At 69.5% G+C, this 20816-nt stretch carries 18 protein-coding genes and 1 tRNA gene; 8 read left to right on the top strand and 11 right to left on the bottom strand.

The features are described 5' to 3' along the window. Positions 1 to 287 precede the first annotated feature (287 nt). Entirely contained in the window at positions 288 to 887 is a 600-nt protein-coding gene (locus tag B2742_RS15345) for an RcnB family protein (RefSeq protein WP_292068016.1), read from the bottom strand. A gap of 208 nt (positions 888 to 1095) precedes the next feature. On the opposite strand from B2742_RS15345, the gene B2742_RS15340 reads away from it, so the two are divergent. Together B2742_RS15340 and B2742_RS15335 are read left to right on the top strand one after the other, a co-directional pair. Further along, the gene (locus tag B2742_RS15340) at positions 1096 to 1815 is read left to right on the top strand and encodes a glutathione S-transferase N-terminal domain-containing protein (protein WP_292068014.1); all 720 of its coding nucleotides are present in this window, start codon (positions 1096 to 1098) and stop codon (positions 1813 to 1815) included. A 214-nt stretch (positions 1816 to 2029) separates the two neighbouring features. After that, a complete protein-coding gene (locus B2742_RS15335; protein WP_292068012.1) occupies positions 2030 to 2332 on the top strand; it encodes a sel1 repeat family protein in 303 nt (100 codons plus the stop codon). A 22-nt stretch (positions 2333 to 2354) separates the two neighbouring features. Here B2742_RS15335 and B2742_RS15330 read toward each other — a convergent pair whose 3' ends face one another. Both B2742_RS15330 and B2742_RS15325 read right to left on the bottom strand, forming a co-directional pair. Next, positions 2355 to 3008, bottom strand: coding sequence for an SOUL family heme-binding protein (locus B2742_RS15330; RefSeq protein WP_292068010.1), 654 nt, complete (start codon positions 3006 to 3008; stop codon positions 2355 to 2357). A gap of 88 nt (positions 3009 to 3096) precedes the next feature. Further along, on the bottom strand, positions 3097 to 3933 hold the full coding sequence (locus B2742_RS15325) for an enoyl-CoA hydratase-related protein (RefSeq protein WP_292068008.1): 837 nt from the start codon (positions 3931 to 3933) through the stop codon (positions 3097 to 3099). Between the two features lie 80 nt (positions 3934 to 4013). On the opposite strand from B2742_RS15325, the gene B2742_RS15320 reads away from it, so the two are divergent. Then, positions 4014 to 4871 carry an SDR family oxidoreductase gene (locus B2742_RS15320; protein WP_292068007.1) on the top strand — a complete coding sequence of 286 codons (858 nt, stop codon included), beginning with the start codon at positions 4014 to 4016 and terminating at the stop codon, positions 4869 to 4871. 63 nt (positions 4872 to 4934) lie between these two features. Here the strand turns inward: B2742_RS15320 and B2742_RS15315 are convergent, their stop codons facing one another. Further along, a complete protein-coding gene (locus tag B2742_RS15315) occupies positions 4935 to 6359 on the bottom strand; it encodes a serine hydrolase domain-containing protein (protein ID WP_292068005.1) in 1425 nt (474 codons plus the stop codon). A 127-nt stretch (positions 6360 to 6486) separates the two neighbouring features. After that, positions 6487 to 7281, bottom strand: a complete 795-nt coding sequence (locus B2742_RS15310; RefSeq protein ID WP_292068004.1) for a polysaccharide biosynthesis/export family protein — start codon at positions 7279 to 7281, stop codon at positions 6487 to 6489. A 123-nt stretch (positions 7282 to 7404) separates the two neighbouring features. Between B2742_RS15310 and B2742_RS15305 the strand changes: the two genes are divergently transcribed. Both B2742_RS15305 and B2742_RS15300 read left to right on the top strand, forming a co-directional pair. Continuing rightward, positions 7405 to 8847, top strand: coding sequence for a GumC family protein (locus tag B2742_RS15305; RefSeq protein ID WP_292068003.1), 1443 nt, complete (start codon positions 7405 to 7407; stop codon positions 8845 to 8847). A 49-nt stretch (positions 8848 to 8896) separates the two neighbouring features. Further along, complete coding sequence (locus B2742_RS15300; protein WP_292068002.1) at positions 8897 to 9598, top strand: hfsB; 702 nt, start codon at positions 8897 to 8899, stop codon at positions 9596 to 9598. Positions 9599 to 9688: 90 nt separating this feature from the next. On the opposite strand, the gene B2742_RS15295 is transcribed toward B2742_RS15300, so the two are convergent. The 4 genes from B2742_RS15295 to B2742_RS15280 are packed head-to-tail and all read right to left on the bottom strand — an operon-like array spanning position 9689 to position 14604. Further along, positions 9689 to 10630: a glycosyltransferase family 2 protein gene (locus B2742_RS15295; RefSeq protein ID WP_292068000.1), complete on the bottom strand. Its 942-nt coding sequence runs from the start codon at positions 10628 to 10630 to the stop codon at positions 9689 to 9691. Then, positions 10630 to 11568, bottom strand: coding sequence for a glycosyltransferase family 2 protein (locus tag B2742_RS15290; RefSeq protein ID WP_292067996.1), 939 nt, complete (start codon positions 11566 to 11568; stop codon positions 10630 to 10632). Before B2742_RS15290 ends, B2742_RS15295 begins: the two co-directional genes overlap by 1 nt. After that, entirely contained in the window at positions 11565 to 13013 is a 1449-nt protein-coding gene (locus B2742_RS15285) for a lipopolysaccharide biosynthesis protein (protein WP_292067994.1), read from the bottom strand. Before B2742_RS15285 ends, B2742_RS15290 begins: the two co-directional genes overlap by 4 nt. Positions 13014 to 13026: 13 nt before the next feature. Next, the gene (locus B2742_RS15280) at positions 13027 to 14604 is read right to left on the bottom strand and encodes an exopolysaccharide biosynthesis polyprenyl glycosylphosphotransferase (protein ID WP_292067992.1); all 1578 of its coding nucleotides are present in this window, start codon (positions 14602 to 14604) and stop codon (positions 13027 to 13029) included. Between the two features lie 134 nt (positions 14605 to 14738). Here B2742_RS15280 and B2742_RS15275 point away from each other — a divergent pair. Beyond that, positions 14739 to 14830, top strand: a tRNA-Ser gene (locus B2742_RS15275). A gap of 19 nt (positions 14831 to 14849) precedes the next feature. On the opposite strand, the gene B2742_RS15270 is transcribed toward B2742_RS15275, so the two are convergent. Continuing rightward, complete coding sequence (locus tag B2742_RS15270) at positions 14850 to 15221, bottom strand: helix-turn-helix domain-containing protein (RefSeq protein WP_292067990.1); 372 nt, start codon at positions 15219 to 15221, stop codon at positions 14850 to 14852. Positions 15222 to 15307: 86 nt separating this feature from the next. Continuing rightward, a complete protein-coding gene (locus tag B2742_RS15265) occupies positions 15308 to 16075 on the bottom strand; it encodes a prepilin peptidase (protein ID WP_292067988.1) in 768 nt (255 codons plus the stop codon). Between the two features lie 282 nt (positions 16076 to 16357). On the opposite strand from B2742_RS15265, the gene B2742_RS15260 reads away from it, so the two are divergent. Beyond that, complete coding sequence (locus B2742_RS15260; RefSeq protein ID WP_292067986.1) at positions 16358 to 17872, top strand: hypothetical protein; 1515 nt, start codon at positions 16358 to 16360, stop codon at positions 17870 to 17872. Between the two features lie 77 nt (positions 17873 to 17949). Beyond that, complete coding sequence (locus B2742_RS15255; protein WP_292067983.1) at positions 17950 to 20625, top strand: TonB-dependent receptor domain-containing protein; 2676 nt, start codon at positions 17950 to 17952, stop codon at positions 20623 to 20625. Positions 20626 to 20816: the final 191 nt, after the last annotated feature.

The raw sequence follows: 20816 nt of genomic DNA, 5'->3' as shown, positions 1-20816 counted from the left end.
GGTCCTGGCGGGCCGCCGCGCCGCGCCGACCGCCACGATCACCGTCCTGGGCCAGGGCGGTCAGCGGCGCCATGGCGGGCACGGCGAAGGCCGCAACGGCTGCGGCGACCATCAAAGAGCGTTTCATTCTCGTATTCTTCCCCGCACGCCCCTGTCAGACGGCTTATCGTCAAGGTCGCGCCGTCATCATGAACCGCGACTGAACGGATCGCCGGGCTGCGGGGCGGATACGAAAACGCCCCGCGAGCCGGAGCTCGCGGGGCGCATTCCGCGTCATGGGTCGGGTTCTAGTAGACGCCCGACAGGACGCTGGCGATCAGGCCGGTGGCGATGGCGATCAGCACGATGTCATTGCCCGCGTGGACGTAGCGGTAGCCGCGCGGGGCCGGACGCAGGTTGTAGGCGTAGGGGTCGCGCACATAGTAGCTGCGATAGGCCGAGGGCAGATAGTGGCCCCGCTGCCAGCGCTGGCCGTAATACCGCGGCTCGACGCGGTAGTAGCCGTAGCTGGGCGCGTACCAGTAGCCGTTGCGGGCGCCGCGATAGTCGCGGAAATCATTGCGGTCGCGCCACCAGTCGCGATTGTTGCGGTCCCACCGCTGTTCGCGGCGGAAGTCCCGACGGTCGTCACGGCGCTCCTCACGGAAGTCGCGGCGGTCGTCGCGGCGATCCTGCCGGTACTCACGCCGGTTGTCATAGTCGCCCTGGCGCCAGTCACGGCGGTCATCACGACGTTCCTGGCGGAAGTCGCGACGATCATCGCGGCGGTCCTGGCGATAGTCCTGACGGTTTTCACGGCGGTCGCCGCGGCTCTGGGCCTCGGCCGCCATCGGCGCGGCGGTGGCCAGCACCAGGCCGAGCACCGCGGCCCTGGTCAAGCGGTTCATGATCACTCTCCAGCTGAGGGACGGCGACGGAAAACCGGGTCCGGCCCGTTAATCATGCCCCAGCGTCTGTCCGGGCGGATGAACTCTCCCTGAACGCGAATGTCAGGATTGGCGCCGCGGCTCGCCGCCGGTGGCCACTAGCCACCCCCGCCATTGCACCTGCGCCGCCATCCGCCCACCTGTGTCCCAACTTCACAGGACCCCGCCCATGACCGCGCCGATCGAACTCTGGTACTGGCCCACGCCCAACGGCTGGAAGATCTCGATCGCGCTCGAGGAGATGGGCCTGCCTTACGAGATGAAGCCCGTGAACATCGGCGCCGGCGAGCAGTTTGGCGCGGCCTTCCAGGCCATCAGTCCGAACGGCCGGATGCCGGCCATCGTCGACCCGGACGGTCCGGACGGGAAGCCGCTGTCGATCTTCGAGTCCGGGGCCATCCTGCAATACCTCGGCGTCAAGTCCGGGCGGTTCTATCCGCAGGACCCGCGCGGCAAGGCCGAGGTCGACCAGTGGCTGTTCTGGCAGGTCGGGGGCCTAGGGCCGATGGCCGGGCAGACGCATCATTTCCGCCAGTACGCGCCGGCCATCGTCAGGGATCAGCGCCAGATCGCCTATGGCGTCCGCCGCTATACGGACGAAACGCACCGCCTTTACGGCGTGATGGACCGGCGGCTGGCGGACCGCGACTATCTGGCGGGCGACTATTCCATCGCCGACATGGCGGCCTGGCCGTGGGTGCTGCCGGAGCTGCAGGGTCAGGACCTGGCGGAGTTCCCCCACCTCAAGGCCTGGATGAAGCGGGTAGGCGAACGGCCGGCCGTGATCGCGGGCCGCGCGCTCGGCGACGAGATGCGCCGCAGCCTGGCGGCCTCGGGCAAGGCGGCGGAGGCGGCCCGCAAGGTGCTGTTCGGACAGCGCGCGCGGTAACCCTTCGTAAGCCTCCCGGTCACGCCCCGTTAGCAGGTGTGAATCAGGGATTTCCGAACTATTTCAGAGGTCTGAACAAGGGCGCAGTATTCGGCTGGTCTGTACTGAAAAGGCCTCAAACGGCCTCCGCTGTTAACTTTACCTTCAAACCGCGGGTATTTGATCGCGTCTCAGAGGACGGGGCCAGAACGGCGCCGGTTCGGGAGATACGGTGATGAACGCGCAAGAAATGGCGCCCACGGTCAATGAAGAGCAGGGTCTGCCCCTGCCGACCGCCGACATGAGCGGCGACGACCTGTTCCGTCTGGGCATGATGTATTCGAGCGGCCAGGGCGGTTGCCCGATGGACCGCGTCTCGGCCCATATGATCTTCAACCTGGCCGCCATGAAGGGCTCGATCGAGGCGCGCGTCTATCGCCGCGAGATGAGCCAGGAGATGGAACAGGACGAGATCGCCGAAGCCCAGAAGGCCGCCCGCCGCTGGATCGACGCCGGCGTGGTCTCGCTGGCCGCCTGAGGATCGTCGTCAGGCGCCGCGCTCAGCGGGCCTGACGGGTGACCCGCACCGCGACCTCGTTGCGGCGCAGCGGGGGCAGGGTCCAGGGCGGGTCATAGAACCACACCACCGGATCGCCGACGCTGGTCCAGCCGCTGCCGGTCAGGGCGGCGTCCAGTTCGGCCTCCTTTTCGGCGACGGCCCGGGCCGAACCCAGTCCTGAAAAGCGCAGCACCGCATAGGTCTCGGCCGGAACCACGGCCAGAACGACCGCCGGGTCCCGGGGAACGGGCAGGGTGGCCATCGTATATTCCGACGGCATGAAGAACTGGATCGTCCAGCGATCCTGGCCCTCCGCCCCCTGGGCCACCGGGGCGGTCATGGCGATGCTCTGCGACCGGCCCGACGCGCCGTCGCCGGCCTGGGCGACCGGCGCCGTCATGGCGATGCTGGTCCGGGCGGTGTTCCCTCCGAATATGTAGCCGGCCAGCCGCTGGAATCCGCGATTGCGGGCCGCCTCGCTGGACCCCGTCACCACGGTCTGCGCCGCGATCCGCTCGCCATAGGTGCGGATCTCGACGGCGCCGACGCGCTCCACCTCCGTAAAGGCCGGCTCCTCGGTGCCCGAGCGCACGCCAACGGTCGAACAGGCCGAGGTCAGCAAGGCTGCGGCCACGGCGGCGAGTTTCGATTTCATGATCGTGCGGTCCAGGTGTTCAGGGGCGACCCCTACATGGGGACGGTAGCGACTCTTCGCCCCTGCCCATCTTGTCGCAGACCGAGGTTCAGCCTTCGCCGATGCCGATCCCGGCATGGGGCGACAGCGGCGCGAACTCCGCGGGCGTGCGCGTCATCCGGGCCTGGATGGCGGCGAGAACGTCCGCCGTGTTCCAGATCGAGCCCTGCATCACCGCCGCCCATTCCAGCCCCTCGGCGACCGTGTGGTCGCGCGCATAGGTGACCGCGGCCTTGGAGCCCGAGATCGCCAGCGGGGCCTTGGCGGCGATGGCCCGGGCCATCTCCAGTGCGGAGGCCAGCAGGGCTTCGGGATCCGGCAGAACCGCGTTGACGAAACCCAGACGCTGGGCCCGGTCCGCGGTCAGCGACGTGCCCAGATAGGCCAGCTCGCGGACCACGGCCTCGGGCAGGACATGCGGCAGGCGCTGGAGGCTGCCGATATCGGCCATCATGCCGATATTGATCTCCTCGATGCGGAAATAGGCGCCCTCGGCCGCCAGCCGCAGATCACAGGCTGAGACAAGGTCGAGCCCGGCGCCGACACAGGCCCCTTGGACGGCGGCGATCACCGGGAAGCGCACCTTCTCGATCAAGGTCAGGGTGTCCTGCAGTTCGCGCGCGGCCTGATGGAAGGCCTGCCGGTCGGCGGCCGTGTCGGTCTGCAGGATGGCCCCGCCCGAGAAGACCGAAATGTCCATGCCCGCGCAGAAATTGCGACCCTCGCCCGAGATGACCAGCGCGCGGACCTCGCCGGTCGCATCCAGCGCCTTCAAGGTCGGGCCGAAGTCGCGCCAGAACGACAGGTCCAGCGCGTTGGACGCTTCCGGGCGAGACAGCCGCAGATGGGCGACGGCGCCGTCGCGGGTAATCTCGAAGGCCGACATGGGTCTTTCGCTCCTGTGCGGAATCTGCGCCTCTGGCGTTTCAAGCGTTTTCTATTGAAACCAACCGGGAGCCAAGCCTCATGTCACTTCAGGGCAAGACGCTGTTCATCACAGGCGCCAGCCGCGGCATCGGACTGGCCATCGGCCTGAGGGCCGCGCGCGACGGGGCCAATGTCGTCATCGCCGCCAAGACCGCCGAGGCGCACAAACATCTGCCAGGCACCATCTATTCGGCGGCGGCCGAGATCGAGGCGGCCGGCGGCCAGGCTCTGCCGCTGATCGTCGACGTGCGCGATGAGGCCTCGGTGCTGGCGGCGGTCGAGGCCGCGGTCGCCCGGTTCGGCGGCATCGACATCTGCGTCAACAACGCCTCGGCCATCCAGCTGACCGGCACCCTGGCCACCGAGATGAAGCGATACGACCTGATGCACCAGGTCAACGCCCGCGGGACCTTCCTGGTCTCCAAGGCCTGTATCCCGCACCTCAAGCTGGCGCAGAACCCGCACATTCTGGCCCTGTCGCCGCCGCTGGACCTGTCGCCGAAATGGTTCGGGCCGCACGTGGCCTACACCATGGCCAAATACAGCATGAGCCTGGCCATGCTGGGCATGGCCGAGGAGTTCCGCGCCGACGGCATCGCCTGCAACGCCCTGTGGCCACGCACCGGCATCGCCACCGCGGCGATCGAGTTCGCCCTGACCGGCAAGGACGGCCTGGCCTATTGCCGCACGCCCGAGATCATGGCCGACGCCGCCCACGCCATCTTCACCAGCCCGTCGCGCGAACTGACCGGCCGGTTCCTGATCGACGACAGCTTCCTGTACGAGCGGGGCGAACGCGATTTCGACCGCTACAGCGTGGAGCCGGGGAAACCGTTGATGCCGGACTTCTTCGTTCCGGCTGACAGTGTGCCGCCGCCGGGGGTGTCGGTGGGGTGAGGGGGAGCCTCTGGTGGGTCACGTTATTGCGGCGATCATCGCCACGCGTTCGCCGCCCTTGGCCTAGTTGTCCGCACGCTGGACGCCCGCTAGTTTGCCTTGGCGCCAGACAACGGTGAGGTAGGTCGTCTCGCCGTCGATCGTGATCCGGTAGATGTGCCGTTCGCCGTCGGGCGCATCCGAGCGAAGATACACAAGCGCGCCGGCATGTTCGGCATAGGGGCGCAACTGGGCCCGCGCCGCCGCGAACTGCTCCGCGCTGGCGAAGCGGCGCATGCCGTCGCTGAGAAGATCGGCGGGTTCCTCGTTGAACGCCGCCTGACGTAGCGCCTGTCGCACCGCCTGTGTGCGGGCCGGATCGGGATCGGACGGCGCCGCGATCCGGTCATAGCCCAGTTCCGGGATCGTACGCAGGACCAGGCTGCGGGTGACTCCGCCCACGCCGGCGCCATACATGTTGGCGAAGGTGACCACGCTGAAATCCTGTTCGGGATAGTGCTGATAGTCCGCGACAAACCCTTGCGTCTGACCGGTGTGCTGGATGCGTCGGGCGCCCCGGAAATCGTCGACGAACAGCCCGAAGCCATAACCGGTGGATGAGCCATCGGCGAGCCGCTGCGGCGTCAGCATCAGCTCCATCGCCCGGGCTGAGAGCAGCCGGCCGTCGTGCAGCGCATCATCCCACAGGGCCCAGTCCTGCAGCGTCGTCGAGACGCCGCCCGCGCCATAGGTGCTCGCCTCATGGATCGGACGCACCGGAATGCGCGCGGCGTCTTCGCCCGCGCCCGGCTTGCAGCCCTGGGCCAAGTCCGCGTCGGCGGCGGCATAGCCGCCCATGAAGCTGTGCCCCATGCCCAGCGGCATGAACAGCTCGGCCCGCAGGAAGTCGCCAAAGTCCGTGCCGGATACCTCCTCCACCACCCGGCTGAGCAGGAAATAGCCGGTGTTGGAATAGGACCAGCGCGTCCCGGGTTCGAAGTCGAGCGGCCGATCCGCGACGATCGCATAGACCTGCGCGGGCGTCGGCTCGGTTTCGTACACGCCGTATCCGCCGGCTTCCTCGTAATCCGGTATGCCGCTGGTGTGCGTCGCGAGCTGACGGAGGGTCGTTTGACCCCAGGCCGTCGGAATGTCGTCAAGGTAGGCGCTGATGGGGCCGTCCAGATCGACGCGCCCCTGCTCCCACAGCCGCAACAGGGCGACGGCGGCCACGTGCTTTGAGATCGAGCCGATTTCATAGGCGGCGTTGACACCGGCCGCGCCGCCGCCGGCACAATCGGCGCCGCCCCAGGCGAATACCTCCGTCACCCTGCCGTCCCGCAGGATCGCGGCGACCACGCCGGGCGCGGCCGACCGCTCGCCGACCGTGGCGCTGAGCGCCTGGACGGGCGGCAACGGCGCGGGAGTCTGGGCATGCGCGGCCTGAAGTCCGGCGGCGAGCGACAGGACGGCGGCGGCGGCGCAGACCCTGAACGTATGATCGAGCATCAACGCCTCCGTGATTTCCCGACGGCAGGATGGCTGATGCCGTGGTGGCTGTCGTCAGAAAAGGCGCGGGCGGATCATCGCCTGCCGACGAGATCAGGCACGGCTCCGCTTCGGCGCCGGCGACGCCTCAGAACTGCTGATACTGCCCGCCGATCACATAGCTGAAGCCGATCGGCAGGGCGTTGCGGAACTGGGTGACGAAATTGGCCACCTCGCCCAGGGTCGAGCGCGGGACGAAGATGATGTCGCCACGGCGGAGGGCGATGACCTCGCCGCGCCGGGGGCGCAGGTCGGCGGCCCGCATCATGCGCACGCCGCCCCGGCCGCGCCGGATCAGGGCCACTTCGCCCTGTTTGGCGGTCGGCAGGAAGTCGCCGGCCTGGATGATGGCCTGGTAGGCGTCGAGGTCGCCGTTCATCTCGATCATTCCCGGCGTGCGCACCTCGCCGCCGACCCAGACGCGGATCGGCCCGGCGGTCTTCAGCGTCACCTCGACCACCGGCCGGCGCAGCTGGCTGGCGTAGGCGGCGGACGCGTCGGCCTCGACCTCGGCAATGGTGCGGTCGGCGGCCATGATCTGGCCGACGAGGGGCAGGGAGATGCGGCCGTCCGGGCCGATCCGCTGGGTCCGGGTCAGCTCGACGGCGGTCGGGGTGGCGATCTCGATTTCGTCGCCGGGATACAGAACGTATTCAGGCTCGGCCTCGGACCAGTCGGCGAAGCCGATCTCGGGGAAGGAGGTCCTGCCCGGGGCCTGGACCCGGTTGTCGCTGCCGCGACCGCTCTGCGGCAGGGGCATACGCGAGCCGTAATCGTCGCCGCCCAGTCCCGGCACGCGCGGGAGCCCCGCGCCGCCACAGCCGCTGACCATCGTCCCGGCCCCGACAAGGCCGAGCAGCAACAGGCGGCGGTCGATGGACATGGGGACTCACTCCACGAAAACGGTGTTGAGGGCAGGGTCGGCGCTTATGGGTAACCAGTGGTTAACGCCGCTGGCCCAAGGCTGATCTCTCAAGTCCAGTACGATGGAATCAGTCCGCCCCCCATGCGCACGTCGGCCTACACGACAGTCCGCCCGCGCTACGGCTTCTTCGACGTCGTCGGCCTGCTGTTCCGCGACTCCCTGCTGATGATCGTGATCTTCCTGGCCGTGTTTGCCATCGGCACGGCGGCGGTGCTGACGCTGAAGAAATCCTACACCGCCACGGCCAGCGTCTATGCCGGCGCGGGCTCGGAATATGTCTATCAGCCGCGCGTGGGCCCGACCGAGCGCAGCCAGCCGCTGGAAGCCGACGCCGTCGCCCAGGCGGAGGCCGCGATTCTGGGAAGTCTCGAGGTCAAGCGTCGCGCGGTGCGCGCCGTGGGCGCCGATGTGGTCCTGGGCCCCCGGGCGCGCGGCACGCCGGCCGAAAAGGAAACCGCGGCGTTGAAGGCCCTCGACGCCGGCCTCGGCGTCGGCGTGACCCCGGGCAGCGCCATCATCTCGGCGTCTTACGAATCCGACGATCCGGTGCGGGCGGCCCAGGTTCTGAACGCCGTGGTGGACCAGTATCTGGTCCAGCGCCGTCAGGTGTTCGGCGGCGGCGCCACCCCCGCCTACGCCGCCCAGCGGGAGGCGTTCGAGGACGACCTGACATCTGCCGACGAGGCCTATAACGCCTTCCTGGCGTCCAACGACCTGGGCGATTTCGCCACCGCCAAGGCGACCCTGGCCGCCACCTACCAGACCACCTACGCCGAGGCCCTGTCGCTGCGGGCGCAGCTGAACCAGGCCAGCCAGCGGCTGTCGACGCTGGAGGCCCAGCTGGCGCAGCAGCCCGCCGAGGTGGTGCTGCAGCAGGACCTGAACATCTCCGCCCAGGACCAGATCCTGCAGCTGCGCACCCAGCGCGAGGCCCTGCTTTCGCGCTATACGCCCGAGGCCCAGCCCGTGCGCGACATCGACCAGCAGATCGCCGACCTGCAGGCCTATGTCGCCACCGGCACCACGGTCGGACCCAAGGAGGTCCGCACCGGGCCCAGCACCATCTTCACCGAGATCGAGACCGCGCGGATCACCGCGGCGGCCGACCGCGACGGGCTGGCCGCCCGGCTGGCGGTGGCCGAGGGCCAGCTGAGCCAGCTGCGCTCCCGCCAGGCCGAGCTGACCCGGCTGGAGTCGGCCAACGCCAACCTGGCCGGCAATCGCGAGGTCCTGACCACCCTGGTGCGCGACTTCCAGCAGCGCGAGAGCGCCGCCCGCGCCGACAGCGCCCTGGTCGCGGCCGGGGCCGACAACGTCAATGTCATCGAGCGCGCCGAGGCCCCGACGCGGGGTTCGAGCCTGAAGGCGCCCCTGCTGGCCGTGGTCTTCCTGTTCGCCGTCTTCACCGCCCTGTGCGTCGGCCTGCTGCGGGTGTTCACCCGGCGCGGCTATACGACCCCGGCCTCGGCCGGCCGAACCCTCGACATGCCCGTGCTGGCGGTCGCTCCGATGAAGGCCCGATGACCCCGCCCGTGTTAGCGTAGGAGCCTGTAACCGGGCGCGTAGCGATTCGATGGTCGATCTGACATCCGAAATGGCGGCTCTCTGGGCGGCGCTGGGTCCGGCGCCGGGCCATCGCGGCCGCGTGGTCCAGATCGCCGCCGCGACCTCGGGGGAGGGGGTGTCCACGGTCGCCCGCGAATACGCCCGTCTTGCCGCCGTCCGCGCCCGCCGGCCCGTCTGGCTTATCGACGCCGACCTGGCCCAGCAGGGCCAGATGGAGGCCGTCGCCGCCGAGCCCGACCGCTTCGGCATGCTGGGCAAGGCGGCCATCGCCACCCCGGACGGCTCCATCTTCTTCGCCGTCACCCCGCGCATCATGGACCGGGCCGGCAAGCCCGTGCATCCGGCCCGGCTGATGACGGCGCGCCCCTGCCTCGGCGGGCGTCTGTGGGTCACCCGGTTCGCGGCCGAGCATCTGCGCTCGGGCCAGCGCGCCGAGGCGGTCAGCGACGCGCGCTACTGGGACGCCCTGCGCAAACACGCCGACACCGTGGTGATCGACGCGCCCGCGGCCGACCGCAACGACATGGCCATCACCCTGGCGCCCTATGTCGACGCCACGGTGCTGGTCGTCGCCGCCGAGAGCGGGGCGGCCAACGAACCGCTGATGCTGCGTGACGAGATCGAGGCGGTCGGCGGCAAGATCGCGGGCGTGGTGGTCAACCGCTCGACCTACAACCCCCCGGCCTTCCTGAAGCGGCTGACGGGCTAGGCCCGTGTTCGCAAGTTGGTGTCCTTGGTGATGAACCTTCCGGCCATCGCGCTCAGGCGCGACCGCCGGATTGAGGACCCGGACGAGGCGCTAGGGTCGCGCGGCGTCCAGCCGGGCCAGCTCCCGCGCGCCGTAGAAATGCGGCTCGAACCCCTTCATCCAGAACAGCTTTCCGACACCACGGGCGGTCCGGTCGTACATCTCCGCCCGCTTCGGGCTGGCGATGAGGGTCAGGGCCGCCGACGCCGCGCCCCAGACCGCGGTCTGGGCCGCGCCGATCAGCATCCAGCGCGCCACGCCGGGCCAGTTGCGCGCCGCCGCCGCGGTTTGACTTGGTCCCTGGCCATAGGCGAAGGCGCGGGCGAGGGCGTAGTCGAGGGTGGCCCGATGCGCCGGCGCGAACTCCTCGACATGGGCGTCCGCGGCCCAGCCGAACCGGCCGCCGCGGGCGGCCAGCGCCGCGAACAGGGCGTCGTCCTCGCCGCCGGCCTGGTCCGCGTCGGTGTTGAACGGGGCCGGGCCGGGCAGGGCGATGCTGCGGGTCATCAGCGAGTTGCCGCAGCCGTAGGGGGTGTCGATCAGGCCGGTTTGCGCCGGCCCTTCGCGGCCGAAGAACCGCTCCAGCCACGGCTTGAGCCAGGGGGCGGCGTCGGGCGCGCGGCCGGTGATCGGGCCGAAGACGGCGTCGGCGCCGGTCTGCGTCTGCGCCTTGAGCAGGGCGGCCAGCCAGCCGGGCGCGGCGGCCTCGTCGTCGTCGAGAAAGGCGATCAGGGGCGCGTTCGTGGCGGCGAGGCCGGCGTTGCGCGCGGTCGCCACGCCCGGCCGGGGTGCATGAACATAGACCAGCGGCCAGGGCGAGAGGGCGCGCAGGGGCTCGACGGTCGCCGCGGCCGATCCAACGGGGTCGTTGTCGACGACGACGATCCCGTCCACCCGATCGGCGATCCCGGTCTGGGCGAACAGCGAACGCAGCGCCCGCTCAAGGCTTTCGGGCCGCCGCAGGGTCGGGACGATGACGGCGACGTCGGCCATCAGACGGCGTCCGCATAGAGGGCGGCGCGGTACAGGCGCAGCGAGAAGGCCCGCGCGCCGACCGGCAGCCAGTCCGCCTCGGCGCCGCGGCGCATCAGTCGCCGCAACCGGGGCAGGGCGGGCAACCGTTTGAGAATGCGGGCCGCCTTGTAGCTGGGATAGGCGGCGACGATCGCCGGGTGGCGCTCGGCCATGCGGGCGAAATTCGGGGCCGACTGTTCGTATTTGCCGGCGAGGGCCTCCACCGTGTCGAGGCCCATATGGGTGGCGGCGTTGTCGAGGTGGACGACGCGGAACCGGCGCGACACCCGCATAGCCCACTCCACATCCTCCCAGCCCCAGCCGGTGAAGCCGGGGTCGAAGGCCTCGGCCTCGAACACGTCGCGGCGGACCAGGAGGTTGGAGGTGTAGACGTATTTCTCGGGCTGTTTCGCCCGCTCCATATACGGCACGCACTCCGACTTGGCGGCCATGGCGCGGTGGACGGCGAAGCGGGCGTCGGTCGGGGCCTGCAGCAGGGAGAAGCCGCCGAACGCCACGGCCGGGTCCTCGCGCGCCGCCAGATCGGCCCAGTCGCGCAGGAAGCGCCGGTGGTCGGGCCGCATGTCGCTGTCGAGGAACAACAGGCTGCCCCCGCGGGCGGCCGAGGCCAGCCGGTTGCGCCCGATCGAGCGGCCCTCGTTGGCGGGCAGGGTGATCAGCCGGACGGGCAGGGCCATGATCCTGATCTGGCCGGCCAGCCGCGCCGTCAGGACCGCGTCGCGGGTGCCGTCGTCCAGCACCACGATCTCGACCGCGCCATCGACCGAGGCGGCCTCCTCGTCGAGCAGATTCAACAGCTCGGAGGGATCGTCGCGCAGGAAGGGGATCAGCACCGAGACGGCCGGTTTCGCGGCCTTCCAGGCGGGGCTGTCGGTGAGTTTCGCCCGCGCGCTCATGCCGTCGCTCCCCACAGGCCGCGCTGGGCCAGAACCTTCAGGGCCACGTCGCGCACGCCGGCGGCGTTCAGCGTCAGGGCCGCGATGGCGTAGACGATCCCGCCGACGCTCGCGTCCAGCATCAGTTCGCCGAAGCCGCCGAGCGCGGGCAGGCGCGACACGACCAACGCCATGACGGCGGTGGCGACGCCGCAGCGGACGAGGCTCTCCCACGGGATCGGCAGGGCCACGACGGGGCGGCCGATCAGCCAGGTCGAGACCATGCCGACGCCGAAACTGGCCGCCGTGGCCCAGGCTGCGCCCATCAGGCCGAAGCGCGGCACCAGGATCAGGTTCAGGACCACGTTCAGCCCGGCCGGAATGGCCATGGCGATCAGCAGCCGCTTCGTCTTCTTGCCGAGGGTGAAGGCCTGTCCGAAATAATAGGCGGTGAGGCCGAACAGCAGGGCCGACAGGGCGATCCACGGCGTCACGCTGGCGGCCGCCGTGCGCAGTTCCTCGCCGATCAACACCTCGGACAGGGGGCGCGCCACCAGGGCCACCCCCGCCGCCGCCGGCAGGCCGATCAGCAGGAAGGTCGACAGTTGTTCGCGCGCCGCCACCTTGAGCCGCTCCAGTCCGCCGCGCTCCAGGGCCATGACCAGGGCCGGCTGACCCGCCGTGCCGAGCCACAGGAACAGGACGTCCAGCGTCCGGTTGGCGATCGAATAGCTGGCGTGATAGGCGCCCACCGCCGCCTCATCCATATAGATCGCCAGCAGGAACCGGTCAGTCGAGGCCAGCACCACGGTCAGGGCCAGGGAGGCCGCGATCGGATAGCCGTAGAGGGCGTATTCACGGACCCGACCGGGCTCGAAGCCGCCGCCCCGCGCCTGTTTCAGTTCGCCCGGCAGAACGAAGGGCAGGGCGGCCAGGGGCGCGAGGCCGAGACCCAGCAGCGGGGCCGCGCCTCCCGCCCCCATCAGGGCGAAACCGACGCCGATGGCCAGGCCGCCAACGGCGACCGCGATGTCAAGATTGGCGGCTTTCGAGACCTCCCCGGCGGCGCGGTAGCGTTCCTGGGCGAGTTTGACGAGGCAACGGGCCGGCGCGCCAAGCAAGCCGGCCGCCAGGGCGATGCGGAACAGCGGATCGACGGGCCAGAACCAGACCACCAGCCCGGCGACGACCACGAAACCGGCGCTGAGCGCGAAGGCGGTGCGATACAGGCTGGCGAAATGCCCCTGGGCGGCGCCCGGCGCCTGGGCGGCCCAGAAGCGCGCCATGGCCGCCTCCAGCCAGCTGAACACGGCCACATGGGCGAGCGTCATGACCGAGAAGGCGAGGGCGTAGCGGCCGAAATCCTCGGGGCTGAGCAGGCGGGTGAACAGGATGATGGCCAGAAAACCGACCACCCCCTGCACGATATTGGCCGGCAGATAGCCCCAGACGCCGCGCCAGAACATCAGCGGCCCCTGGTCATCGAATGGCCGCGCGGTCGCCCAGCAGCACCGGCACGGTGATCGCCATGATCCACAGATCCATCCACAGGGACTGGCGCTCGACATAGTCGATGTCCAGCTGGACCCGGCGGCGCACGTCCTGGGCGGTGTGCAGCGGTCCGCGCGAGCCGTTGACGGCGGCCCAGCCGGTCATGCCGGGCTTGATGCGGTGGCGGTGGGCGTAGTCGGCGACCAGGCGCGCGCTCTCGATGTGGCCGGTCTTCATGCCGATGGCGTGGGGCCGGGGACCTACCAGCGACATCTCGCCGGCGATGACGTTCAGCAGCTGCGGCAGTTCGTCGAGGCTGGTCTTGCGGATAAAGCGGCCGATGCGGGTGACGCGGTCGTCGTCATGCGTGACCTGCCGGCTGGCCGTGGCGTCGGCGGACTCCTGCTTCATCGAGCGGAATTTCCAGACCACGATTTCCTCGTGGTTGAAGCCGTGGCGGCGCTGGCGGAAGAAGATCGGACCGGGGCTGTCCAGGCGGATGGCCAGGGCGATCACGGCCATGACGGGGGCCAGCAGGACCAGGGCGATCAGGCCCAGGATCATGTCCTGCAGCCGCTTGTTGAAGGCGCGGCGGTCATCGTCGGCGGGGCCCTGGACGTCGGCCAGCGGCGCGGCCGCCAGCCGGTCCAGCGCGCTCTGCGTCTCGGCGGCGCCGTCCGGCTCGACCAGCACGGTCACCTCATGCGGCAGGGTGCGCAGACGGGCGTTCAGTTCGCGCACTCGCGCCTCGGCCCGGGGGTCGATGGCCAGGACGATGCGGTCGACATAGGGGGTCATCTTGTGGGTCAGCAGGTCGTCGGCCGTGCCCAGCACCGGCACGCCCTCGATGGCGCGCGGGCTGCGCGCCAGCCGGTCGTCGAAAATGCCCAGGACATTGAGGTCGCGCCGCTTCAGAGCCTCGCGGATCAGGGACTCGGCATGCCGGGTCGCCCCGACCAGCACGATATTGGGGGTCAGGGCGCCCGAGGCGCGCCAGCGCCCGACGAGGTCGCTCCAGCCGATGTGGAGGGCGTTCAGAGTGATCAATATCAGCCCGGCCCAGACCAGATGGGCCGTCGTCTGGGTCCCGGATCCCGCCAGAACCCAGCCTGATATGAGGGTGACGGCCGCCCCGGCCAGAACCATCGTCGCGACCGCGGCCAGATGCCGGGCCGTCTTCTGGCCCCGGGCGAACCGGTAGCGGCCGAGCGAACGCATCAGGCCGAGGACTGTGGCCGCGCCGAGGGCGAAGGGCAGGACCTGCGAGACTGACGTGTGGATCAGCGCCCCCGGCGCGGCGGCCCAGGCGCACAGCAGGGTGACGCCGATCACCGCCAGGGTGTCGAAAGCGCGGAAATAGTGAGCCGCCAGACGGGAGGCGTGCCGCTGGCGGGCATTGAGCCAGACTTCGGGGCGGAAGGGCCCGCGGCGGGCCGCGCCCTCGACCGCGACATCCTCCGGAGTGGACACGGCCGCGCCGGCCAGGGCCTGAAGGCCTTGCGCGTCCATGACGCCCGTCCCGGACAAGGCGGCGTCGAACGAATGGCGGCTGACGGCTTCGGGCATGGGGCTCGCGGCGAGGGGTTCGCGCACACCATGCACGCCCGCCCTCACTGTCCCGTTAACGCACGGCGTGTTCACGGCGCGCGCTGAAGACCCGTTGCGTCGCCTCTCAGGCTCGGCTAATCACGCCGCCTGCCGGAGACGTGGCCGAGTGGCTGAAGGCAACGGTTTGCTAAATCGTCGTACCCTGTAAGGGGTACCCAGGGTTCGAATCCCTGCGTCTCCGCCAGAACCTTCCCCAGAGATCGCTAGGGCCGGCCCAGTTCGCGGGCCAGGGCGGCGAGCGCGGCGCGCTTGGCGGGCGGAAGCCGGCCGGCGATCCGCGCCACCTGAAGCACGACATGAACATTGGGCTCCTCGCCGGCGTCGGCGTCGAAGGCGTCTCCGATCAGGGTCGTCACCGACACCCGGAGCGCCTGCGCGATCTGCACGAGCCGACCGAACGGCACGGCCCGCTCGCCGGTCTCATAGTGCTGGATGAACTGATGGCTGACGCCGACGGCCACGCCCAGCTCGGCCAGGGTCAGGCCTGCGGCGGCCCGGTAGAGGGCGATACGCTGGCCCAGCAACCGGTTGTTGCGAGCCTCGGCCGCGCCGTCGGATTTGCGTGTCGTGGCCATGCGCTCCCGGATCCCGTCCGGCGACTAGCGCAGCTGCAACGCAGATTTGTGTCGTTCAGCTGAAGGTTTCCCGGCGATACGCCGGGTCAGCCGGGCAGGCCCAGCGGCCCGAACAGCCAGGTCAGCCAGATGCCGAGGGCGAGGAAGACGCCAAACGGCAGCCGGTCTTCGCCCGAGACCCGGCGGCCCGACAGGGCGCGGGCCAGCACCACGCTGAGGCCGGCCGTCGCGGCCCAGACCAGGATGCTGGGCAGGCCGATCCATCCGACCCAGGCGCCGCCGGCGGCCAGCAGAATCGGGTCGCCGCCGCCGAGGCCCTCGCGACCGCGCAGGCGCTTATAGGCGCGACCGACCAGCCACAGGGCCGCGAACCCGACGCCGGCGCCGATGGCGGCCTCGGGAAGGGCGACCCCCTCGAGCAGGATCGCCGCCAGCAGGCCCGTGGCCAGAAGGGGCAGGGTCAGCGAGTCCGGGAGCCAGAAATTCTCGCCGTCGATCACGGCGATCAGCAGCAGCTGCCAACCCAGGACCGCTGTCAGAACCGCGGCGGCCAGGCCCGGCTGGCTCAACGCCGCCCAGACGCCGATCAGGGCGCAGGCCGCCTCCATCAGGGGATAACGCGCCGGGATCGCCGCGCCGCAATCGCGACACCGCCCCCGCGCGAGGACGTAGCTGACCAGCGGGATCAGCCGCCAGGGCGGGAGGTCGCGCCCGCAGCCGCCGCAACGCGAGCGCCCGCGAACAATATCCTCCTGGGCCGGGAGGCGAAGGCTGACCAGCCCGAGGAAGCTGCCGACGAGGAGGCCGCACCCGGCGAACAGGGCGGCGAGAAGGGCCGGCGCAATGTCAGTCATCACCTGTCCCCGATGCGTCCCGGAGCCCTAGCGGGGCGTGGCGGCCGCTGCAAATCGCGGGCGCCGGCGCGGCCCCTCCGATTGTGACGATCCCGCCGTACGGGGATCGTCTTTCATCGAACAGCCAAGACAACTTCACACAGACGCCCGCTAACCGTCACCGTTCAGCGTTGATCCGCCGTCTAACCAGACCGCGGGCAGGGGGCTGATGCGTCGCCGGGATCAAGGCCGTGCGGCTGGTCCCCTGCCGATTGATCCTATGGACCAGCCACGGTGGAAACGATGACCGGCTTTCGACTGACAACCCTGCTCGCGGTTTCCGCCAGCGCTCTTACGCTCGCCGCTTGCGGCTCGGCTGAAGTCGCCTCGCCCGGTGAAGGCGTGTTCCCCCCCGGCGGCGGCGGTGGCGGCGGGACGCCTCCGCCGGCTCCGGGCACCCCGGCGGCCGATTGCCCGACCGGCTTCGCCAACGTCGGCCTCGTGGCGGGCGGAACGCTCCGCGCCTGCCAACTGCCGCTGCAGATCAACGGCGCCCTGACCGTGCCCCTGCGCGCCGGCACCATCTACGCCATCAGCGGCCGCACCTCGGTCGGCACCGACATGGGCGTTGACCCGGCGTCCCCGATCCCCGGCAGCACCCAGGGCATCCTGACCATCGAAGCCGGCGTGCGCATCTTCGCCTCGGGCGGTTCGGACTATCTGTTGGTCAACCGCGGCTCGCAGTTGTTCGCCGAAGGCACCGCCACCACGCCGATCGTCTTCACCAGCCGTCAGAACGTCGAAGGCACGACCACGCTCGACTCCCAGGGCCAGTGGGGCGGTATCGTCCTGGCCGGCCGCGCGCCGCAAGCCAACTGCGCAAACAACGGCGTAGTGCTGACCGCGCCGGTGACCTGCACGGGCACCGTCGAGGGCACCAGCGCCTTCTACGGCGGCAACACCGCGGCCGATAACTCGGGCCGCCTGCGCTACGTCCAGATCAAGTTCTCCGGCTTTGAAATCTCGACCGGCAACGAACTGCAGGGCCTGACCATGGCCGGCGTCGGTTCGGGCACCACCATCGATCACATCCAGGTTTACAACAGCTCGGACGACGGCATCGAAATCTTCGGCGGCACCGTCAACCTGCGTCACATCGTGATCAACGGCGCCGACGACGACGGTCTGGACACCGACACCGGCTGGCGCGGCGGGGCCCAGTTCGGCATCGTCACCCAGCGCGCGCCGGGCTCGACCAGCCGCAGCGCCGGCTTCGAGTTCTCCGCGGCCCCGACCTCCGTGGCCTACGCCGCGCGCTATCTCTCCCAGCCGAAGATCGCCAACTGGACCCTGGTCGGCCGCAACACGACGTCCACCGCCCACACGATCGCCCACATGGACACCGGCACCGATCCGACGATCATCAACTCGGTGTTCACCAATGTGGCGGGATCGGCCGCAGCCTGCCTCGACATCGATGGCGACGCGATAACCAGCGCGCCGACCTTCAACTCGGTGTTCATGTCCTGCGGCACGTCCTACCGCTCGGGCAACGCGGCGACCTCCGCAGTCCTCTTCACCGCCGGCGCCAACAACACGGCGGCCGGAACCTCGACCCTGGCCGCCCCGGCCGCGGGAACGACCCTCACCAACCAGGTCCTGACCTTCATCAACGGCGCCAACGAAAGCGCCGTGACCCCGACGGCCCCGACCTATGCGTTCTTCCAGACCACCACCTACATCGGCGCCGTCCAGAACGCCGCCGATACCTGGTGGCAGGGCTGGACCTGCGGCCTGACGGCCGGCGCGACCTGCTGACGACGGATGCGGAGGCGGCCCGCCCGGGCCGCCTCCGGCTTTCGCCCAGTCCGTTGAACTCCTTCAAGGCGCAGATCATGAAGACCATTACCCTGACCCTGAGCGGGGTCCTCCTGGCCACCAGCGCGCTGATCGCGCCCGGCGCCGCCTATGCTCAAACGCCGCCGGTCCAGACCGCGCCGTCCGCCACAGCCGCGCAGGATCCGTCCGTCCAGGATGACCCCGACGCCGTCGGCGAACTGGATGAGGTCGTCGTCCGGGGTCGATTCATCCCCGAACCGAACCGGGAGAGCGCCGAGGTCGCCGCCTTCCTGACGTCCGAGGACCTTGAGCGGACCGGCGACAGCAGCGCCGCCGGCGCCCTGGCGCGCGTGACGGGCCTGACGGTGGTCGAAGGGCGTTTCGTTTACGTGCGCGGTCTCGGCGAACGTTATTCCTCGGCCCTGCTGAACGGCTCGCCCCTGCCGAGCCCGGAACCGCTGCAGCGGGTCGTCCCGCTCGATCTGTTCCCGTCCAGCATCCTGGAAAGCGTCACCGTCCAGAAGACCTATTCGGTCGAGTATCCAGGCGAGTTCGGCGGCGGGGTCATCGATCTGCGCACCGTCGACGCGCCGAATGATCCGTTCTTCTCGATGTCGACGTCGATCGGCGGCAACACCGAGACGACCGGCGAGGACAGCCTGATCTATTTCGGTTCCCGCACCGATTTCACCGGCTTCGACGACGGCACGCGCGACATTCCGGGACCGCTCGCCCTCGCCTTCGCCCAGGGAGTCCCGGTCAACAGCGCCAACGTCGATGCGCAGGAACTGCAGCGGATCGGCCATTCGCTCGTCAATGCGCCGCTGCGGCTGCTGCAGCGCGAGACGACGCCGGTGAATTTCAGCTTCGATTTCGCCGGCGGACTGAAGAGCGAGAGCTCCATCGGCACCTTCGGCCTGATCGCCGTCGCCGGCTACAGCAACAGCTGGGCGACCCGCAACGGCGTGCAGGAAGAGGCCCAGTTCTCCGGCGCCGTCCTGGTGCCCGTCACCAGCAAGGCGTTCGAGTCGAACCAGAACGACATCCAGCTGAACTTCCTCGGCGGCCTGTCGCTGGTCACCGACAACAGCGAGTACCGGTGGACCAATTTCTTCGTGCGCAACGTCACCAAGGAAGCCCGGATCAGCGTCGGCCCCGACTTCGACGCCGGCGGCGAGATCCAGCGCACCGACTACACGGAGTGGTACGAGCGCCAGCTGTTCTCCAGCCAGCTCTCCGGCGAGCACGAGTTCATGGACGGCGCCCTGGAGCTGGCCTGGCGCGGCGCCTATGCCCTGACGGAGCGCGACGCCCCCTACGAAACCCGCTTCGAATACGGGGTGGACGCCAATGGCGACTTCCTGCACGAGATCGGCGGCAACCGCATTTCCTTCAGCGAACTGGAAGACGACATTGTCTCCGGCGGTGCGGATCTGACCTACACCCTGCCGCTGTCGGACTATCGCGACGCCGTCTTCAGCTTCGGGGTCGCCTATTCGGACAACAACCGCGACGCCGAGCGTCGGGACCTGCAGTTCGTTCCGGCCAGCACCCTGACCGAGGAACAGCGCCGGTCGCGTGTCGACTACCTCTATTCGGATTTCAACATCAGTCCGACCGGCCTGATCCTGTCCGAAGTGACGGGCAGCGCAGGCAGCGGCGCGGCGGCCTATTCGGCCCAGCTCGAGGTCGCGGCGGCCTATGTTCAGGTCGACGCCGAGTTCATCCCCTTGCTGCGCACCACCTTCGGCGTACGCTACGAGGACGGCCAGCAGTCGGTCACGACGCGCGACCTGTTCGGCGGCGCCGCGCCCTTCGTTCCGACCCAGATCGAGGAGCAGTATTTCCTGCCTTCGTTCACGGCGACGTGGAATTTCGCCGAAGACCAGCAGCTGCGTCTGGGGGCCTCCCAGACCATCGGCCGTCCGCAGTTCCGCGAACTGGCCCCCCAGTCCTACACGGACCCGGAAACCGATCGCGAGTTCACCGGCAACCCGTTCCTGGTCGACACCGAGATCCTCAACCTGGACGCCCGCTACGAGTGGTTCTTCGCCCGTCAGCAGTATGTGACGGCCGGCGTCTTCTACAAGGACCTGGACAAGCCGGTCGAGGCGACCATCGTCACCTCCGGCAACGCCCGCCAGCAGTCCTATCTGAACTCGCCGCAGGCGACCATTTTCGGCGCCGAGATCGAGGCCAAGAAGTATTTCGAGTTTCCGGACAACAGCGCCGACTTCATCGCCAACAAGCGCTGGCTGGTGCAGGCCAACTACACCTGGTCGGACTCCGAGGTTCAGGTCGAGGCGGGGGACGTTGTCCGTACGCCGGGCGGCGGCGGCGCCGATGAGGACGCCACCTTCTTCATTGAGGACGGAAGCCGGCTTCAGGGCCAGTCCGAACACGTCGCCAACCTGCAACTGGGCTGGGAAGACGACACGGCGCGGTCGCAGGCCACGATCATCGTCAACTACGTCAGCGAGCGCGTCAGCGCCCGGGGCGCGGGCGGCGCCGGCAACCGCGAGCCGGATTACATCCAGGATCCCGGCGTCTTCGTCGATTTCGTCTTCCGCAAGGATTTCGAGTACGGCGGACAGGACCTCGGCCTGGCCGTGGAGCTCCGCAACCTGCTGAACACCGATTTCGACGAGTTCCAGGAGCTGGGCAACAAGATCCTGATCAACAACTACGAACTGGGTTCCAGCGCCTCGGTCAGCCTGACGGCGCGCTTCTAGGACGGTTCCGGGAGGCGGGCGCCCGCTCGCCTCCCGGGCCTTCTGCACGACGGTTTTGCGGCAGTTGATCCGCACCCGGCTCAACCGTCACGGCAAGTTCGCGGGGCCGTCATGGGGCCGTGAAGCCGGGTCCGGATGATTGGTCTACGGAATGCGCCGGGCCGTCGGGGCTCCGTGGGGCACGCCATAGT

It is taken from the genome of Brevundimonas sp. UBA7664 (genome assembly GCF_002483305.1).
Taxonomy (GTDB): Bacteria; Pseudomonadota; Alphaproteobacteria; order Caulobacterales; family Caulobacteraceae; genus Brevundimonas.
This window is presented reverse-complemented; position numbering and strand designations above follow the sequence as displayed.

Excerpts from the sequence above, each read along its gene's own strand:
- B2742_RS15345 (WP_292068016.1), bottom strand. The coding sequence starts at position 887 with ATGAACCGCTTGACCAGGGCCGCGGTGCTCGGCCTGGTGCTGGCCACC.
- B2742_RS15340 (WP_292068014.1), top strand. The coding sequence starts at position 1,096 with ATGACCGCGCCGATCGAACTCTGGTACTGGCCCACGCCCAACGGCTGG.
- B2742_RS15335 (WP_292068012.1), top strand. The coding sequence starts at position 2,030 with ATGAACGCGCAAGAAATGGCGCCCACGGTCAATGAAGAGCAGGGTCTG.
- B2742_RS15330 (WP_292068010.1), bottom strand. The coding sequence starts at position 3,008 with ATGAAATCGAAACTCGCCGCCGTGGCCGCAGCCTTGCTGACCTCGGCC.
- B2742_RS15325 (WP_292068008.1), bottom strand. The coding sequence starts at position 3,933 with ATGTCGGCCTTCGAGATTACCCGCGACGGCGCCGTCGCCCATCTGCGG.
- B2742_RS15320 (WP_292068007.1), top strand. The coding sequence starts at position 4,014 with ATGTCACTTCAGGGCAAGACGCTGTTCATCACAGGCGCCAGCCGCGGC.
- B2742_RS15315 (WP_292068005.1), bottom strand. The coding sequence starts at position 6,359 with ATGCTCGATCATACGTTCAGGGTCTGCGCCGCCGCCGCCGTCCTGTCG.
- B2742_RS15310 (WP_292068004.1), bottom strand. The coding sequence starts at position 7,281 with ATGTCCATCGACCGCCGCCTGTTGCTGCTCGGCCTTGTCGGGGCCGGG.
- B2742_RS15305 (WP_292068003.1), top strand. The coding sequence starts at position 7,405 with ATGCGCACGTCGGCCTACACGACAGTCCGCCCGCGCTACGGCTTCTTC.
- B2742_RS15300 (WP_292068002.1), top strand. The coding sequence starts at position 8,897 with ATGGTCGATCTGACATCCGAAATGGCGGCTCTCTGGGCGGCGCTGGGT.
- B2742_RS15295 (WP_292068000.1), bottom strand. The coding sequence starts at position 10,630 with ATGGCCGACGTCGCCGTCATCGTCCCGACCCTGCGGCGGCCCGAAAGC.
- B2742_RS15290 (WP_292067996.1), bottom strand. The coding sequence starts at position 11,568 with ATGAGCGCGCGGGCGAAACTCACCGACAGCCCCGCCTGGAAGGCCGCG.
- B2742_RS15285 (WP_292067994.1), bottom strand. The coding sequence starts at position 13,013 with ATGTTCTGGCGCGGCGTCTGGGGCTATCTGCCGGCCAATATCGTGCAG.
- B2742_RS15280 (WP_292067992.1), bottom strand. The coding sequence starts at position 14,604 with ATGCCCGAAGCCGTCAGCCGCCATTCGTTCGACGCCGCCTTGTCCGGG.
- B2742_RS15270 (WP_292067990.1), bottom strand. The coding sequence starts at position 15,221 with ATGGCCACGACACGCAAATCCGACGGCGCGGCCGAGGCTCGCAACAAC.
- B2742_RS15265 (WP_292067988.1), bottom strand. The coding sequence starts at position 16,075 with ATGACTGACATTGCGCCGGCCCTTCTCGCCGCCCTGTTCGCCGGGTGC.
- B2742_RS15260 (WP_292067986.1), top strand. The coding sequence starts at position 16,358 with ATGACCGGCTTTCGACTGACAACCCTGCTCGCGGTTTCCGCCAGCGCT.
- B2742_RS15255 (WP_292067983.1), top strand. The coding sequence starts at position 17,950 with ATGAAGACCATTACCCTGACCCTGAGCGGGGTCCTCCTGGCCACCAGC.